This is a genomic window from Janibacter hoylei PVAS-1 (assembly GCF_004025845.1).
Lineage (GTDB): Bacteria > Actinomycetota > Actinomycetes > Actinomycetales > Dermatophilaceae > Janibacter > Janibacter hoylei.
The window spans coordinates 241,061-257,357 of the sequence record NZ_PIPF01000003.1 but is presented as its reverse complement, the minus strand read 5'-3'; the positions used below and the strand labels follow the sequence as shown (position 1 = coordinate 257,357).

The following is a 16,297-nucleotide window of genomic DNA, read 5'->3' as shown; positions in this document are numbered from 1 at the left end:
GAAGCCCCGCCTCAGGACCGCGTGAGGAGCAGGCCGACGAGCGGGGCTTCATCCCCAGCGCCGGGTGCTGCTTGTGTCGACCACGGAGCTGGCCACGGGAACACCGGGGCGCAGGTGCTCGTTGGCCTGTTAGCCGCTGGTGAGCGGGGGTCAGGTAGTTTCGTCCTGATGTCCCGGCACAGCCGGTGGCCGCCACGTCGTCGAGTCAGGAAGTCCGGGAAGTCCCCGTACCCGTATGAACGCCAAGAAGATCTTCCGTGCCCCTGCCTTCTGGGCACTGCTGCTCATCGCCGTCTTCGTCCTGATGTTCATGACGCGCGGCAACAGCGAGTACGCGCGGGTGGACACCTCCGCTGCCGAAAAGCTCGTGACGGACGGCAAGGTGAAGGACGCGCACTTCACCACCGACAACCTGCTGCAGCTCGACCTCAAGGACGGGCAGACCTACTCCGACGGTGACTCGGTCAAGGACGCCGACAAGGTCGAGACCGAGTTCATCGACGCCCGCGCCGACGACATGCTCAAGGTCGTCGAGGCCAACGTCGAGGGGGTGCAGAACGACACCGTCGAGGAGCCGAGCGTCTGGTCGAGCCTGCTCTTCTCCCTCCTGCCACTGCTCCTGCTCGTTGGTCTCTTCTGGTTCATCCTCAGCCAGGCCCAGGGCGGCGGCTCCAAGGTTATGCAGTTCGGCAAGTCCAAGGCCAAGCTCGCGACGAAGGACACCCCCAAGGTCACCTTCGCCGACGTGGCCGGCGCCGACGAGGCCGTCGAGGAGCTCCACGAGATCGTCGAGTTCCTCCGCGACCCGAGCAAGTTCCTCGCGGTCGGGGCCAAGATCCCGAAGGGCGTCCTGCTCTACGGCCAGCCCGGTACCGGCAAGACGCTCCTCGCGCGCGCCGTCGCTGGCGAGGCGGGCGTGCCCTTCTACTCCATCTCCGGGTCCGACTTCGTCGAGATGTTCGTCGGTGTCGGCGCCAGCCGGGTCCGCGACCTCTTCGAGCAGGCCAAGACCAACTCGCCGGCCATCGTCTTCGTCGACGAGATCGACGCCGTGGGTCGCCACCGCGGCGCCGGACTCGGTGGCGGCCACGACGAGCGGGAGCAGACGCTCAACCAGCTGCTCGTCGAGATGGACGGCTTCGACGTCAAGACCAATGTCATCCTCATCGCGGCGACCAACCGCCCCGACATCCTCGACCCGGCGCTGCTGCGCCCGGGCCGCTTCGACCGTCAGATCGCCGTCGAGAACCCCGACATGATCGGTCGCCACCGCATCCTCGAGGTGCACGCCGCCGGCAAGCCGATGGCCCCCGGCGTCGACCTGCTGGCCGTCGCCCGCCGCACCCCCGGCATGACCGGTGCCGACCTGGCCAACGTCCTCAACGAGGCCGCGCTGCTCACGGCGCGCACCGACAAGCAGTTCATCGACGACGCGATCCTCGACGAGGCGATCGACCGGGTCATCGCCGGCCCGCAGAAGCGCACCCGGATCATGAGCGCCCAGGAGCGCAAGATCACCGCGTACCACGAAGGGGGCCACGCCCTCGTCGCAGCCGCGATGAACCACACCGACCCGGTCACCAAGATCACGATCCTGCCGCGCGGTCGGGCCCTGGGCTACACGATGGTCATGCCCGTCGACGACAAGTACTCGACGACGCGCAACGAGATCCTCGACCAGCTCGCCTACGCCCTCGGCGGTCGCGTCGCGGAGGAGATCATCTTCCACGACCCGTCGACCGGCGCCTCCAACGACATCGAGAAGGCCACCGGCATGGCCCGCAAGATGGTCACGGAGTTTGGCATGAGCGAGCGCATCGGCGCGGTCAAGCTCGGCCAGTCGCAGGGCGAGGTCTTCCTCGGCCGCGACATGGGCCACCAGCGTGACTACTCCGAAAACGTCGCGACGATCGTCGACGAGGAGGTGCGCCGTTTCATCGAGGCGGCCCACGACGAGGCATGGCACGCGCTCAACGACAACCGCGACATCCTCGACCGGCTCGTGCTCGAGCTGCTCGAGCACGAGACGCTCAACGCCAAGGAGCTCGCCGAGATCTTCGCCGACGTGCGCAAGCGTCCCCAGCGCCCCACGTGGCTGAGCAGCGAGCACCGCACGATCTCCGACATCCCGCCGGTGCTCACCCCCGCCGAGCAGGCCGCCCTGCGGGCCCGCGAGGGCGAGCAGGAGCGCGCCGAGCAGACCGCGCCCCCGACCGACCCGCAGGTCACCCAGGCGATCGACCGCGCCGCGGAGGAGGGTGCTGTCCTCCCCGAGGAGCACCCGACGACCGAGATCCGCCAGGTCCCGCCGGGTGAGGCCGTCGACGGCGACGGCCCCGGGCACGCCTGAGACATGGCTGACGTCGACCTGGGTCGCATCGAGGCGGCCGTGCGCGAGATCCTCCTCGCCGTCGGTGAGGACCCGGGCCGCGATGGTCTCCTCGAGACCCCGGCCCGCGTGGCGCGGTCGTACGCCGAGGTCTTCGCCGGGCTGCGGGCCGACCCCGCGGAGCTGCTGGCCACGACCTTCGACATCGACCACGACGAGCTCGTCATCGTCCGCGACATCGCGCTCTACTCGACCTGCGAGCACCACCTCGTGCCCTTCCACGGCGTCGCCCACGTCGGCTACACCCCGGGCAAGAGCGGCAAGGTCACCGGCCTGTCGAAGATCGCCCGGCTCGTCGACATCTTCGCCAAGCGGCCGCAGGTCCAGGAGCGGCTGACCAGTCAGATCGCCGACGCACTCGTCGAGCACCTCGACGTCGCCGGCGTCATCGTCGTCGTCGAGGCCGAGCACCTGTGCATGTCGATGCGCGGGGTCCGCAAGCCGGGGGCGACGACGATCACCTCCGCCGTGCGCGGTCAGTTGCGTGACTCGACGACGCGCGCCGAGGCGATGGCCCTGCTCACCGGAGCCGCTCGGTGACCCACCCGGTCCTGACCCGGATCGCGGCGGAGCACGACCGGCCCGGTCCGGTCGTCATGGGCATCGTCAACGTCACGCCTGACTCCTTCAGCGACGGCGGGCGGTGGATCGAGACCGACGCCGCGATCGCCCACGGCCGGTCCCTCGTCGCCGCCGGAGCGAGCGTCGTCGACGTCGGGGGAGAGTCCACCCGCCCCGGCGCCGAGCGCCCCAGCGAGGACGAGGAGCTGCGCCGAGTCGTGCCCGTCGTGCGCGCGCTGTCCGCCGAGGGCATCGCCGTCTCCGTCGACACCATGCGGGCGAGCGTCGCCGCGGCCTCCCTCGAGGCCGGGGCCGCGATCATCAACGACGTGAGCGGGGGCTTGGCCGACCCGCAGATGCCGCACCTCGTCGCGGCGAGCGGGGCTCCCTTCGTCGTCATGCACTGGCGCGGCCACGCCCACGACATGCAGTCGCGGGCCCACTACGCCGACGTCGTCGCCGAGGTGTGCACCGAGCTGACGGCCCGGGTCGAGGCGCTGTGCGCCGTCGGGGCCACCCCCGAGCAGCTCGTGCTCGACCCCGGCATCGGCTTCGCCAAGACCGCGGAGCACAACTGGCGCCTGCTCGCCGGGCTCGAGCAGGTCGTCGACCTCGGCCACCCCGTGCTCCTCGGGACCTCCCGCAAGGGCTTCCTCGGCTCCGTCGGTCGCGAGGAGGGCCACGAGCGGCCCCTCGACGGCCGCGCCGTGGCCACCGCCGTGACGAGCGCCCGCGCGGCCAGGGCCGGTGTCTGGTGCGTGCGGGTGCACGACGTGACCGCCACCGTCGACGCCATCGACGTGACGACGGCACTTGGGGAGGTCGGTTCCCTTCGAGACGGTCGCTTCGCGACCTCCTCAGGGACCGGGGAGAGCGGTCGGGGCTCCTCAGGGACCGGGGAGAGCGGTCGGGGCTCCTCAGGGACCGGGGAGAGCGGTCGGGGCGAGCGACCGTGAGCGACCGGATCAGCCTCCTCGGGGTGCGCGCGCGCGGGTACCACGGTGTCCTCGCGGACGAGAAGCGCGACGGGCAGGACTTCGTCGTCGACGTCGAGCTCCACCTCGACCTGCGGCCCGCGGGCACGAGCGACGACCTCACGGCGACCGTCAACTACGCCGAGGTCGGCGCCGAGGTCGTCCGGCGCATCGAAGGGCCCTCGCTCGACCTCATCGAGGCACTCGCCGAGCAGATCGCCGGTGACGCGCTCGAGCGCCCGGGCGTGCGTGCCGTCGAGGTGACGGTCCACAAGCCCTCCGCTCCCGTCGGCGTGCCCTTCGGCGACGTCGCCGTCACGATCACCCGACGACGCGAGGTGCCCGTCGTCATCGCGCTCGGCGCCAACCTCGGCGACGCCCCGCGGACGCTGCAGACCGCGCTCGACGACCTCGGCGACGCCCTGCACGACGTGCGGCGGGCTCCCTTCGTCGGCACCGACCCGGTCGGCGGGCCCGACCAGCCCCGCTACGTCAACACGGTCGCCGTCGCGACGACCTCGCTCACGCCCGAGGAGCTGCTCGCGCGACTGCACGCCGTCGAGGCACGCCACGGGCGGGTGCGCGAGGTGCGCTGGGGGGCGCGCTCGCTCGACCTCGACCTCGTCCAGTACGGCGAGCCTGCCACCGGCAGCGACGTGACGAGCGAGGACGCGGCGCTCACACTGCCGCACCCAAGGGCGCACGAGCGCGGCTTCGTCCTGCAGCCCTGGTCGCGGGTCGACCCCGACGCGGTGCTGCGGGTCGACGGGCGCCCCGTCGCGGTGGCCGAGCTGCTCGCGGGGCTGGACACGAGCGACATCGAGGACCTCTGATGCTCCAGCGGGGCCTGGGCGTCGCGACCGTCTCGGTCGTGCTCGTCGCGAGCGGAGCCCTCAGCTGGTCCGCCGGTCACTGGTGGCTTGCCGGTGGGCACGCGCCGCTGCGCGTCGGCTGGCTCACCGGGCTGCTGCTGCTCGCCATGGGCGGCATCGTCCTCGTCACCGGCTCCCGGATGTGGCGGATGCGCCGCGGGCGCACCCACGTCGAGCCGCTCGTGGCCGCCCGCATCCTCGGGCTCGCGCAGGCGAGCGCCGTGACCGGAGCGATCATCGCCGGGCTCTACCTCGGCCAGGCGCTCGCCCTCGCGCCCGACGCCGGGTACGCCGGTCGAGGAGGCATGGCGCTCCGATGGGCGGTGGCGGCCGTCGGTGCGGTGCTGCTGACGGTGGCCGGGCTCGTCGTCCAGGCATGGTGCCGAGTCGACGACGATGACGACGACGAGGAGCGGTCGAGCCTCAGCTGACCATCTCGTCGGCCCAGACGACCCAGTTGCCCTCGTAGTGGCCGCCGCTCAGCGGGGTGTCGGGGTCGCAGGTGATGAGGCGCAGGACCGGCTCGGGGTTGTCCCAGTCCCAGATCGTGTCGTCCTTGGGGACACCCGTCTTGGGGGCCGCCTCGGAGCGGGTGATCTTGAACTTCACCTGCCGCCCCGACCCGTAGGTCACCGTGACGATGTCGCCGAGCTTGACGCTCGGCAGGTTCCAGAAGACGTCGGGGTTGCCCTGGTGGTTGATGTGGCCGACGAGGATGCTCGCGCCCTTGTTGCCCGGCTTCGGCCAGCCCGGCTCGGCGTACCAGCCGGCCGTGCCGTAGGGCGGCGCCAGGACCTTCTGCGCGTCGAGCTTCGTCGCCCCGAGCGAGGCGTCGACGAGCTCGCGGCCCCCGGAGGTCACCTGGACCCGGGTGGGGGTGCCCGCCGGCGCCTTCTTGGGGGCGGGGGTGTGGGTCGCGTCGCTGCGCGTCGCGGCCGTCGTGCTCGAGCTCGTCGAGGTCTTCTTCGGCTTCTTTGTCGTCGTGGTGGACGACGACGAGGGGGTGGTCGACGTGATCTGGCTCGGCGGCACGTAGGTGCCGGGGGAGACCGCCTCGTCGTCGTGCTGGCCCCACCAGGTGCCGGCCGCGACACCGCCGCCGAGCAGGACGGCGACCGCGACCGCGAGGAGCGCGGTGGTGCGTCGGTACTGCGTGCGGTCCCGCCAGCGCTGACGGCGCGTCGGTGGGGTCACAGGTCTCCTCCTGGCGTCACGGGGGTGCTCACGGGTGCGAACGACCGGGGAGTCGGCGAAGTTCCCCCCGGCACGTGCCACGGGCCGCCGGCTCGGGGAAGACCCCGATCCGACGGCCCGTGGACGTCAGCCACTGACAGTGGTCAGTGGTGCTGCCTCAGTGCTGGGCGCTCTGGCGGCGACGGACGATGACGACCGACGCGGCACCGACACCGGCGAGGAGGGTCCCGCCGAGCAGGAGAGCGGCGGTGTTGTCGTCGGCCGGCTGCTCGACGCGTGTGAAGCCGTCGGTCTGGACGACACCGGGCGTCTCGGGGGCGGCGCCGTCGTCGTCACCCGAACCGGCACCGTCGTCGTCCGAGCTGCCGTTGTCGTCGTCATCACCGGAGCCGGCGTCGTCGGGGTTGACCCACGGGGCGACGTACTCGACGTTGCAACCGCCGGCGACCGAGCCGTCGTTGCCGTCCGCGTCGACGCAGTCCTCGGAGACGAGACGCACGTAGTTGGTGCCGTCGGCGAAGGCGAAGTCCTTGCTGTTGGAGCCCTCCGAGACCTCCCAAGCCTCGGTGCGCAGGACCTGCTTGTCCTTGTCGAGCAGGACGACGTTGACGGTGCCCGCCTGGGTGGCGGTGCCCTCGACGGTGAAGTGCTTGCCGTCTTCGGTGATCGGCAGGCTGCCCGGCTCGGTGAACCAGTCGTTGGGCTCGGCCGGAGTGGTCGTGGTCGTGTCAGACGGGTCGGGCGTCTCGCTCGGGTCGGGCGTCTCGCTCGGGTCGGGCGTCTCGCTCGGGTCGGGCGTCTCGCTCGGGTCGGGCGTCTCGCTCGGGTCGGGCGTCTCGCTCGGCTCGCCGCTGGCCTCGGTGACCTCGACGGTCGCGACCGTCGACGACTCGGAGACGTTGGTGCAGTCCATCGTGATGTTGGTCTTGTAGCCGGTGCCGTCCGCGTTGGAGTAGCCGCGGATGTAGGCCTGGAAGTCGCCGGCCTCGATCGTGTAGGTGCCGGGGACCTCCGCCTTGACGGGCTCGACGGCGCCGGTCGCGGAGACGGTCAGGTCACCGGACTCGGGCACGGCGGTCACCGGGACCTCGAGCGGCATGATGCCGTCGGCCGACTCGGTGCCGTTGGTCAGGGTGAAGTCCGCCTGGTTGCGGGCATTCTTGGTGTTGAGCCCGCCGTCCTCGGCAGCGGCAGTGGCGGCGTCGGGGCCGTCGACCGCACGCACACCGAGCAGGCCGTAGAGGGCGTCGCGCTGCTCGTTCTGGATCGTCACGTCGGCGGTGACGGCGGAGTCGATCTCCTCGCCGACCTCGACGGAGGTGGGCGCGTCGACGGTCAGGTCGACGGACACGGGGGCCGCGTCGTAGGTCACGCCGACGTTGAGCACGTCGAAGGAGCAGGTGTAGTTGAGCGTCACGGTGTCCGCCTGGGCCGGCGTCGCCATGAGGCCCACCCCGAAGGCGCTCAGCCCGGTGACGACTGCGGCACCCGCGGACAGGCGGGTCTTGAGGCGCTTGGCCATGAAATTCTCCCCTTGGATCTCTGGTCGCGCCACCACGTTGAGGACGCCTTCCGCGAGCCAACCTACCGTTCGCTGAGAAGGCTCACAACCATTTCCCAGCCTTTTATTACCAGCTGGTCACCTGCGGTGGCCGGCACGAGGGGGGGCGGCCGGCCCCCTTCGCCTCACTTGTCGACGTCGCCGACGACGAAGAACATCGAGCCGAGCACCGACACCATGTCGGCGACGAGAGCGCCGGGGAGCAGCTCGCTCAGCACCTGCACGTTGTTGAAAGAGGCCGACCGCAGCTTGAGCCGCCACGGCGTCTTGTCGCCCCGTGAGACGAGGTGGTAGCCGTTGAGACCCAACGGGTTTTCGGTCGCGGTGTAGCGCTCGCCCTCGGGCACCTTGAGCACCTTGGGCAGTCGCTGGTTGACCGGCCCCGGCGGGAGGGAGCGCATCCGCTCGACGCACGCGTCGGCGAGGTCGAGACTCACGTGGGTCTGCTCGAGCAGCACCTCGAGGCGGGCGAGCGAGTCACCCGCGGTCCGGGTCACGACCCGGCCGGGGCCGTCGGCGGCGAAGAGCTCGCCGTAGGCGAGGTAGGGCGCGTCGCGCCGCAGGTCGAGGTCGACGCCGCTGGCGCGGGCGATCGGCCCGGAGACGCCGTAGGCCTCGGCGAGCGAAGAGGGGAGCACCCCGATGCCGCGGGTGCGCGCCTCGAGGATCTCGTTGCCCACGAGCAGCGCCTCGAGCTGTGGCATCCGGGCACGGACCGCCGCGACGGCGGCGGTCACCCGGTCCAGCCACCCGGCCGGGAGGTCCTCCTTGAGCCCGCCCACGCGGTTGAACATGAAGTGCATCCGGCCGCCGGAGATCTCCTCCATGACCGCCTGGATCTCCTCCCGCTCGCGGAAGGAGTAGAAGATCGGGGTCATCGCGCCGAGCTCGAGCGGGTAGGAGCCGAGGAACATCAGGTGGTTGAGCACCCGGTTGAGCTCCGCGAGCAGGGTGCGCGCCCACGTCGCCCGCTCCGGGACCTCCATGCCGAGCATCGCCTCGACCCCGAGGACGACCCCGAGCTCGTTGCCGAAGGCCGACAGCCAGTCGTGCCGGTTGGCCAGCACGGTGATCTGGCGGTAGTCACGGACCTCGAAGAGCTTTTCCGCGCCGCGGTGCATGTAGCCGACGACCGGGTCCGCGGAGACGATCCGCTCGCCGTCGAGAGCCACCCGCAGTCGCAGGACGCCGTGGGTGGCTGGGTGCTGCGGGCCGATGTTGAGCACCATGTCGGCGCTCGCGAGCGAACCATCGCCCACCCCGACGTCAAGGGTTCGGGTACCGGCGGGGCCCGGTGCGCTCGTCATGCCCGCCAGTATGCGCCAGGCGGTGGGCCCGTGAGCCTTTGGCACGATGGTCGGGTGCGACCCAGGGGACGACGGGCGGGTGCGGGGCTGAGCGCCCTCGCGCTCGGGCTCGCCCTGCTCGCCGGCTGCACCGACACCGAGGAGGCCCCGGAGCCGACGGGCGGCGCCACCTGGGAGCGCACGGCCGTCCTCGACCCGTGGCTCGATGCCGTGAGCACCTCCGATGTCGAGGCCGCCAATGTCGTCGTCCTCGGCGACTCGGTGAGCGAGGGGTACGGCCTGAGCAACCACCTCGAGCGCCGCTGGGTCGACCGGCTCCAGGCCGGCCTGCGCCAGCGAGCCGGCGCCCCCGGTTGCCCGACGACCCCCGGTGGCTGGCACGGCACGACCTCGCTCGTGCCCGCCGACTACCGGGCCCAGAGCCTGCCGCACCCTCGCGTGGGCGGGCGGGCGGACCCCGCGCCGACCCTCGGGCCCGGGGGCCGGGGGCTCACCCTGCGCCCGGGCGCGAGCGTCACCTGGCTCGTGGACGCCCGCTCCGTCGACATCGGCTACCGCACCCGCTTCGCCGGTGGACCGCTGCGCGTCGAGATCGACGGGCAGGTGCCGGCCGACGGCATCTCCGTGCCCACCGACGCCGACCCGAGTGCGGAGCGCAAGGTGTGGTCGTCGGGCGACCTGGGGCCGGGCTCCCACCGGGTGACCGTGAGCAACCCCCAGCCGGCGACGAGCTCGCACTTCGCGACGGTCACCGACCTCACCCCCTTCCGCGGGGACCGGGGCCGCTGCGTGCACGTGCTCGACGCCTCCCGCTCAGGCGTGTCGGCGCAGACGATCGCCCAGACGCCGACCTATCTCAAGGACTCGCTGTCCCTCGACCCCGACCTGGTCCTCGTGCCGCTCGGCTTCAACGACCGCCGGGCGGGGGTGCGGCCCGCGGACTTCGGGCGCAGCCTCGACACGCTCGTGCGGCAGGCGCGCTCGCTCGGCTACGAGGGGCCGATCCTGCTCGTCGGCTGGTTCACGCCGGGCACCGACGGGCCGGACTGGTCGGGGTACCTGCGGCAGATGGCGGCCCGCACCGACCACGAGGGCGTGAGCTTCATCGACCTCTCCGCCGTGCTGCCGGCGGCACGGCCGGGCTCGCGCTACTACATCGACGGGCTGCACCCCTCCGCCGACGGGCAGCCGCTCATCGCCTCGAGCCTCGTCGAGGCGCTTGCGCCCGAGGACGAGCAGGACACCCCGGGGTCAGCCGGCACGGGGCGCGACCCGGCGCAGGGCCCAGACGAATCCACCCGGCCCTCCTGAGGTCAGGGCCGCCGCCTGCGAGGCGGCGCCCAGAGCGGTCAGGTAGCCCGCCGGGTCCGTGCGGGCGAGGTCCAGCGACGGGCGGGCGCCGTCGACACCCAGTCCGCGCAGCGCCTCGCGCTGGGCGAGCAGTCGGTCGGCGCCCAGCGAGTCGACGGCGACGTGCGCGGTGAGGTCGCAGGACCCGTCGGGTACGGGGGCGGTGAGTGACCCGTGTGCGAAGCCGACGAGCGTCCCGGCCACGGGGCGGTCGTCGCGGGTGTGCGCGTAGTCGACGGCGACGACGAGCCCCGAGCCCACGCGGTCGACGAGACCGGCGAAGGCCTCGTCGCGGGCGCGGCCGACCTCGACCCGGTCGCCGGGGGAGTGCGGCCCCGGCCACCACTGCTGCGTCCACGCCAGGTCGGCGCCGCCGAGGGGGGCGCCGAAATGCTCCGCGCCGTCGGGGGCGACGAGCACCTCGCGCAGCACGCCGTCGTCGTCGGCCTCGGCGACGGGGCACGGGACGACGTCGAGCCACTCGTGGGCGAGCACGAGCGCCTCGTCGAGCCGCCCGAGGTCGGGCAGGTCTCGGCCGCCGGGGGAGCGGACCCACTCGACGCGCTCCGGCAGGCCCGCAGGCCGGTCGATGACGTCGACCCCGACGAGACGGAGGGAGGGGACCGCCACCTCCGCCATGGCCGCCAGCAGCTCGCCGCGACCGCAGGCGACGTCGACGAAGGTCGTGAGGTGCTCCCTTCGCGCCAGCTCGAGGAGGGCGGCCGCGAGGACACCGGCCGTGCCCCCCTGAGCCGAGGTCGCGAAGTGCCCGGCCGGGGCCTCCGGGCGCCGGTAGAACCCCCCTTCGCCGTACAGGGCGTCCGCCCACGCCTCCTGCCACGTCCGCTCCACCCCCACGACCCTAGGTACCTGCCCTCCCCAGGCGCGCACACCCCGTGGCAGATGTCAGCCGACGTGCGCATTTCCCTAGGGAGATGACGGTCTGGGTGGGGATTTCCCTAGGGAGATGCGAAGGGGAGGGGCCGCGCGGGTAGCGTCGGGGCGGTGAGCAGCCCCGCACCGCAGCCCTCTCCCGCACCCCGCCAGCGACCCACGCTGCGTGTCGGGGTCGTCGGCGCCGGACGGGTCGGTGCGGTCCTGGGCGCGGCGCTGCGGTCGGCGGGCCACGAGGTCGTCGGCGTCTCCGCGGTCTCCGACGCCTCCCGTGACCGCGCCGAGGTCCTCCTGCCCGGCGTCCCGGTCCTCACCGTCCCCGAGGTCGTGCGCTCGGCGCAGCTCGTGCTGCTCGCCGTGCCCGACGACGCCCTGACCGACCTCGTCGCCGGACTGCACGCCACCGACACTTGGGTGACCGGACAGCTCGTGGCCCACACCTCGGGACGGCACGGGCTGACCCCCTTCGCTCCCGTCGCCGACCGACTGCTGCCCATGGCGATCCACCCCGCGATGACCTTCACCGGGACCAGCCTCGACCTCGCGCGCCTCAGCGAATGCTGCTTCGGCATCACGACGCCGGAGGAGCTGCGGCCGGTCGCCGAGGCGCTCGTCGTGGAGATGGGCGGGGAGCCGGTGTGGGTCCCCGAGGCGGCCCGGGGCCGCTACCACGCCGCGCTCGCCCACGGCAGCAACCACATGGTCACGCTCGTCGCCCAGGCCCTCGAGGTCCTGCGGTCGGCCGGCATCGACCCCGCCGACCGCGTGCTGCGGCCGCTCCTGCAGGCCAGCCTCGACAACGCCCTGTCTTCGGGCGACGCCGCCCTCACCGGACCGGTCGCCCGCGGCGATGCCGGTACCGTGGCCGCGCACCTCGCGGAGCTGGCCGCCCTGCCCGAGGACGTCGCCACTGCCTACCGGGCGCAGTCCCGGGCCACCGCCCTTCGCGCGCAGCGCAGCGGACGACTCCGTGAGGACGCCGCCGCCAGGATCCTGACCACCCTCGACGAGGAGACCCGATGAGCACCGCCCCCGTCGTCGCCCGCACCCGCGACGAGCTCGGCCCGGCCCGCGCCGCCCTCACCGAGGGTGACGTCGCCGTCGTCATGACCATGGGTGCCCTCCACGAGGGACACGCCCGCCTCATCCGCACCGCCCGCGAGCGGGCCCGCCACGTCATCGTGACGATCTTCCTCAACCCGCTGCAGTTCGGGCCCAAGGAGGACCTCTCGCGGTACCCGCGCACCTTCGACTCCGACCTGGAGATCTGCACCCGCGAAGGCGTCGACCTCGTCTTCGCGCCCACCCCCGACGTCATCTACCCCGACGGCGACCCCGGCGTGCGCATCTCCGCCGGTCCGCTCGGCGACGTCCTCGAGGGCCAGTCCCGGCCGGGGCACTTCGACGGGATGCTCACCGTCGTCGCCAAGCTCATGCACCTCACCCGCGGCGACCTCTTCTACTACGGGCAGAAGGACGCCCAGCAGCTGCTGCTCATCAAGCGCATGGTCCGGGACATCGACTTCCCCGGCAGCGTCGTCGCCGTGCCGACGGTCCGCGAGGAGGACGGCCTGGCGATGAGCAGCCGCAACACCTATCTCTCCCCGAGCGACCGTGAGACGGCGCTCGCGCTCTCCCGCGCGCTGCGTGCCGGGGCCGACCGCGCCGTCGAGGGGCCCTCCGCCATCCGGCGGGCCGCCCGCGAGGTGCTCATCGAGGAGCCGCTCGCCCTCGTCGACTACCTCGTGCTCGTCCACCCGACCACCCTCGAGGACGTCCCCGAGTGGTACAAGGGCGAGGCGCTGCTCGCCGTCGCGGCGCGGGTCGGCACGACCCGCCTCATCGACAACCTGCCGGTGCTCGTCGGCCCGGGGGGAGGGCCCCGGGAGACCTTCGCGGAGGGGCCGGCCGCGGCTCCCGCCGGCTGACCCCCTTCGCTCCCTTCGTCCGCATTTCCCTAGGGAAATGCCCCCACCATGCGTATTTCCCTAGGGAAATGCCCCCACCATGCGTATTTCCCTAGGGAAATGCGGATCAGTGCTCCCGCATCAGGCATCTGCCGGGGAAGTGCGCGGGGCCCGGCGCGACTCTGCGAGACTGGGGGACGCACACCTCGCCACACACGACAAAGGACACTCGCGTGCAGCGCTTCATGCTCCACAGCAAGATCCACCGCGCCACGGTCACCCAGGCCGACCTGCACTACGTCGGCTCGCTCACCATCGACATGGACCTCCTGGACGCCGCGGGCATGCTCCCCGGCCAGCAGGTCGACGTCGTCGACATCGACAACGGCAACCGACTGACGACCTACGCCATCGAGGGCGAGCGCGGCAGCGGCATCGTGTGCATCAACGGCGCGGCGGCACGCCTCGTCTCGCCCGGTGACCTCGTCATCATCATCGCCTACGCCGCGATGGACGACGACGAGGCGCGCACCTTCGAGCCCAACGTCGTCTTCGTCGACGGCGACAACAAGATCGTCGAGCAGTACCACGACGCGGGCGACGTACCCGACGGCTACGGGCTGAAGACCTCTGCGGTCACCCACCGCGACCACTCGGGGGACGGCGCCCTCGGTGGGTGACCCCGCGGCGGTCACCCTGCCGAGGTTCCTGACCTCCCCTTCGCCGGGGTGGACGACGGAGGCAGACGTCCTCGTCGTCGGCTCCGGCATCGCCGGCCTGACCTGTGCGCTGCGGCTGCGCGAGCACGTCGAGCGGGTGCTGCTCGTCACCAAGACCGAGCTCTCGGCCGGGTCCACCGCCTGGGCCCAGGGTGGGATCGCTGCCGCGCTCGCGCCCGAGGACTCGCCCGCCGAGCACCTCGACGACACCCTCGTCGCCGGCGTCGGCCTGTGCGACGAGTCCGCCGTCGAGGTCCTCGTCACCGAGGGCCCGGCCCGCGTGCGCGAGCTCATCGGGCTCGGCGCGCGTTTCGACACCGACGCCTCCGGAGAGATCACCCTGACGCGCGAAGGGGGTCACCACCGTGACCGGATCGCGCACGCCGGCGGCGACGCGACCGGTGCCGAGATCTCCCGGGCGCTCATCGCCCAGCTCGAGGCCGTGCGCGCCGACCCGGGCATCGAGGTCATCGAGCACGCGCTCGTCGTCGACCTGCTGACCTCCGACGAGGGCGTCGTCTGCGGCGCGACCGTGCACGTCATCGGGGAGGGAGAGGTCGACGGCATCGGCGCGGCCCACGCCCGCGCCGTCGTGCTCGCCACCGGCGGGCTGGGACAGATCTACTCGGCGACGACCAACCCTCCCGTCGCCACGGGCGACGGGATGGCGGCGGCCCTGCGCGCCGGCGCGGCGCTCGCCGACCTCGAGTTCGTCCAGTTCCACCCGACCGTCATGCACCTCGGGGCCGGTGCGACGGGCCAGCAGCCGCTCGTCTCAGAGGCCGTGCGCGGCGAGGGCGCCGTGCTCGTCGACACGACCGGTGAGGCCTTCATGACGGGTCTGCACCCGATGGCCGACCTGGCGCCCCGCGACGTCGTCGCCCGGGCGATCCTCGACCGGATGGAGGCGACCGGGTCCGACCACGTCCTCCTCGACGCGCGGCACCTCGGTGGCGACTTCCTCGAGCGCCGCTTCCCGACGATCGTCGCCCGCTGCCGCGAGCTCGGCATCGACCCGGCAACCGCGCCGATCCCCGTCGCGCCCGCCCAGCACTACGCCTCCGGCGGTGTCCGCACCGACCTGCACGGCCGGACCAACCTCGTCGGTCTCTACGCGTGCGGCGAGGCCTCGTGCACCGGGGTCCACGGGGCCAACCGTCTCGCGAGCAACTCGCTGCTCGAGGGTCTCGTCTTCGCCCACCGCATCGCCGAGGACCTCACCGCGCGGCTGGCCGCAGGCGAGCTGCCGCCGGCCACGCCGCGGGGCGAGGGCACGACGGGCCTGCTCGACTCCTCGCGTCGGGCGCAGCTGCAGCAGGTGATGACGAAGGGGGTCGGCCCGCTCCGGTCCGCGCAGTCCACGACCGCAGCGCTCGCCGACCTCGCCGCCCTCGCTGCCGGCACCGACGGGCCGGCCGAGCCGGGTCCCCGCTCGTGGGAGACGACCAACCTGCTCCACCTCGGTCAGGCCCTCGCGACCGCGGCACACCTGCGCGAGGAGACCCGCGGCGGGCACGTCCGCCGGGACCACCCCGAGCACGACGACGACCGGTGGGCCGCCCACCTCGTGCACGTGCGCGACCCCGATGACGGCGAGCTCGCCGTCATCAAGCTCGACGTCGCGCTGGCCTGGCCGGAGGGCGACGAGGACGTCGACGGCGACGACCCACAGGAGGGCATGCAGTGACGGCGCTCGACTTCCCGACCGAGGCCGCTCGGCGGCTCGTCGCCACCGCTCTCGACGAGGACCTCGGGCCCGACGGTCTCGACGTCACGAGCACCGCGACGATCCCCGCCGACCAGCAGGCGACCGGCCACGTCGTCGCGCGGGAGGCCGGTGTGCTCGCCGGTGCGCCCGTCATCGACATCGTGCTCGCCGGGGTCGCCGAGCGGACGGGCGGCAGGCCGCCCGCGGTCGACGTGCGGGTCGCCGACGGGACCCGGCTGCAGGCCGGCGACGTCATCGCCGTCGTCGCCGGCGCCACCCAGCAGGTGCTCATGGCCGAGCGGACGCTGCTCAACATCATGTCCCGCCTGTCGGGCGTCGCGACCCACACCCGCCGGTGGGCCGATGCGCTCGCCGGTACGGGCTGCACCGTGCTCGACACCCGCAAGACGACCCCGGGGCTCCGCGCCCTCGAGAAGTACGCGGTGCGCGCCGGCGGCGGCACCAACAAGCGGATGGGCCTCTACGACGTCGCGATGGTCAAGGACAACCACGTGCTCGCCGCCGGGGGAGTGGGTGCGGCCTTCGCCGCGATCCGCAAGCGCCACCCCGACGTGACGATCGAGGTCGAGGTCGAGACCACCGCGCAGGCGATCGAGGCGCTCGAGGCCGGGGCGAGGTTCCTCATGTGCGACAACATGTCGACGGACCTGCTGCGCGAGACCGTCACGGCGGCGCGCGGCTGGGCCGCGGAGCGCGGCGAGACGGTCGAGATCGAGGCCACCGGTGGGCTGACCCTCGAGGTCGCTGCCGCCTACGGCGCCACCGGCATCGACTGGATGAGCGTCGGCGGTCTGACGCACTCGTCGCCGATCATCGACCTCGCGCTCGACCTCGTCTGAC

The 16,297-nt window shown here is 72.7% G+C and carries 15 protein-coding genes; 11 read left to right on the top strand and 4 right to left on the bottom strand.

Annotation, left to right across the window (positions count from 1 at the left end):
• Positions 1–235: 235 nt before the first annotated feature.
• The 5 genes from ftsH to CWN80_RS04625 are packed head-to-tail and all read left to right on the top strand — an operon-like array spanning position 236 to position 5,227.
• Positions 236–2,350, top strand: coding sequence for an ATP-dependent zinc metalloprotease FtsH (gene ftsH, locus CWN80_RS04645; protein ID WP_007925859.1), 2,115 nt, complete (start codon positions 236–238; stop codon positions 2,348–2,350).
• A 3-nt stretch (positions 2,351–2,353) separates the two neighbouring features.
• Positions 2,354–2,929: a GTP cyclohydrolase I FolE gene (folE, locus tag CWN80_RS04640; protein ID WP_007925858.1), complete on the top strand. Its 576-nt coding sequence runs from the start codon at positions 2,354–2,356 to the stop codon at positions 2,927–2,929.
• The gene (gene folP / locus CWN80_RS04635; RefSeq protein WP_007925857.1) at positions 2,926–3,906 is read left to right on the top strand and encodes a dihydropteroate synthase; all 981 of its coding nucleotides are present in this window, start codon (positions 2,926–2,928) and stop codon (positions 3,904–3,906) included. Before folE ends, folP begins: the two co-directional genes overlap by 4 nt.
• A complete protein-coding gene (folK, locus tag CWN80_RS04630; RefSeq protein WP_128276947.1) occupies positions 3,903–4,757 on the top strand; it encodes a 2-amino-4-hydroxy-6-hydroxymethyldihydropteridine diphosphokinase in 855 nt (284 codons plus the stop codon). The genes folP and folK overlap by 4 nt, the downstream gene beginning before the upstream one ends.
• Positions 4,757–5,227: a DUF3180 domain-containing protein gene (locus CWN80_RS04625; protein WP_040880863.1), complete on the top strand. Its 471-nt coding sequence runs from the start codon at positions 4,757–4,759 to the stop codon at positions 5,225–5,227. Before folK ends, CWN80_RS04625 begins: the two co-directional genes overlap by 1 nt.
• Here the strand turns inward: CWN80_RS04625 and CWN80_RS04620 are convergent.
• From CWN80_RS04620 to CWN80_RS04610, 3 genes are all read right to left on the bottom strand, one after another.
• Positions 5,220–5,990, bottom strand: coding sequence for a class F sortase (locus CWN80_RS04620; RefSeq protein WP_157986908.1), 771 nt, complete (start codon positions 5,988–5,990; stop codon positions 5,220–5,222). The two genes, CWN80_RS04625 and CWN80_RS04620, sit on opposite strands and share 8 nt — an antisense overlap.
• A gap of 157 nt (positions 5,991–6,147) precedes the next feature.
• Positions 6,148–7,512 carry a DUF6801 domain-containing protein gene (locus CWN80_RS15775; protein WP_238148060.1) on the bottom strand — a complete coding sequence of 455 codons (1,365 nt, stop codon included), beginning with the start codon at positions 7,510–7,512 and terminating at the stop codon, positions 6,148–6,150.
• Positions 7,513–7,676: 164 nt separating this feature from the next.
• Positions 7,677–8,858: an NADH-quinone oxidoreductase subunit D gene (locus CWN80_RS04610; RefSeq protein ID WP_040881737.1), complete on the bottom strand. Its 1,182-nt coding sequence runs from the start codon at positions 8,856–8,858 to the stop codon at positions 7,677–7,679.
• Between the two features lie 54 nt (positions 8,859–8,912).
• On the opposite strand from CWN80_RS04610, the gene CWN80_RS04605 reads away from it, so the two are divergent.
• Positions 8,913–10,169 (top strand): SGNH/GDSL hydrolase family protein, encoded by a 1,257-nt coding sequence (locus CWN80_RS04605; RefSeq protein WP_157986907.1) that lies wholly within the window; start codon positions 8,913–8,915, stop codon positions 10,167–10,169.
• Here CWN80_RS04605 and CWN80_RS04600 read toward each other — a convergent pair.
• Complete coding sequence (locus CWN80_RS04600; RefSeq protein WP_007929932.1) at positions 10,110–11,060, bottom strand: SAM-dependent methyltransferase; 951 nt, start codon at positions 11,058–11,060, stop codon at positions 10,110–10,112. The genes CWN80_RS04605 and CWN80_RS04600 overlap by 60 nt on opposite strands.
• Before the next feature lie 153 nt (positions 11,061–11,213).
• Here CWN80_RS04600 and CWN80_RS04595 point away from each other — a divergent pair, with 153 nt between their 5' ends.
• The 5 genes from CWN80_RS04595 to nadC all read left to right on the top strand — a co-directional run bounded on the left by CWN80_RS04595 (position 11,214) and on the right by nadC (position 16,296).
• On the top strand, positions 11,214–12,125 hold the full coding sequence (locus tag CWN80_RS04595; protein WP_007929931.1) for a Rossmann-like and DUF2520 domain-containing protein: 912 nt from the start codon (positions 11,214–11,216) through the stop codon (positions 12,123–12,125).
• Positions 12,122–13,030: a pantoate--beta-alanine ligase gene (gene panC, locus CWN80_RS04590; RefSeq protein WP_007929929.1), complete on the top strand. Its 909-nt coding sequence runs from the start codon at positions 12,122–12,124 to the stop codon at positions 13,028–13,030. The genes CWN80_RS04595 and panC overlap by 4 nt, the downstream gene beginning before the upstream one ends.
• 212 nt (positions 13,031–13,242) lie before the next feature.
• Positions 13,243–13,689, top strand: a complete 447-nt coding sequence (gene panD / locus CWN80_RS04585; RefSeq protein WP_007929926.1) for an aspartate 1-decarboxylase — start codon at positions 13,243–13,245, stop codon at positions 13,687–13,689.
• Entirely contained in the window at positions 13,682–15,415 is a 1,734-nt protein-coding gene (locus CWN80_RS04580; RefSeq protein WP_202865221.1) for an L-aspartate oxidase, read from the top strand. Before panD ends, CWN80_RS04580 begins: the two co-directional genes overlap by 8 nt.
• Positions 15,412–16,296, top strand: coding sequence for a carboxylating nicotinate-nucleotide diphosphorylase (gene nadC, locus CWN80_RS04575; RefSeq protein ID WP_007929922.1), 885 nt, complete (start codon positions 15,412–15,414; stop codon positions 16,294–16,296). The genes CWN80_RS04580 and nadC overlap by 4 nt, the downstream gene beginning before the upstream one ends.
• Position 16,297: the final 1 nt, after the last annotated feature.

Bases quoted from the DNA above. Each gene is read 5' to 3' on its own strand.
- ftsH (WP_007925859.1), top strand. From the start codon at position 236: ATGAACGCCAAGAAGATCTTCCGTGCCCCTGCCTTCTGGGCACTGCTG.
- folE (WP_007925858.1), top strand. From the start codon at position 2,354: ATGGCTGACGTCGACCTGGGTCGCATCGAGGCGGCCGTGCGCGAGATC.
- CWN80_RS04625 (WP_040880863.1), top strand. From the start codon at position 4,757: ATGCTCCAGCGGGGCCTGGGCGTCGCGACCGTCTCGGTCGTGCTCGTC.
- CWN80_RS15775 (WP_238148060.1), bottom strand. From the start codon at position 7,512: ATGGCCAAGCGCCTCAAGACCCGCCTGTCCGCGGGTGCCGCAGTCGTC.
- CWN80_RS04610 (WP_040881737.1), bottom strand. From the start codon at position 8,858: ATGACGAGCGCACCGGGCCCCGCCGGTACCCGAACCCTTGACGTCGGG.
- panC (WP_007929929.1), top strand. From the start codon at position 12,122: ATGAGCACCGCCCCCGTCGTCGCCCGCACCCGCGACGAGCTCGGCCCG.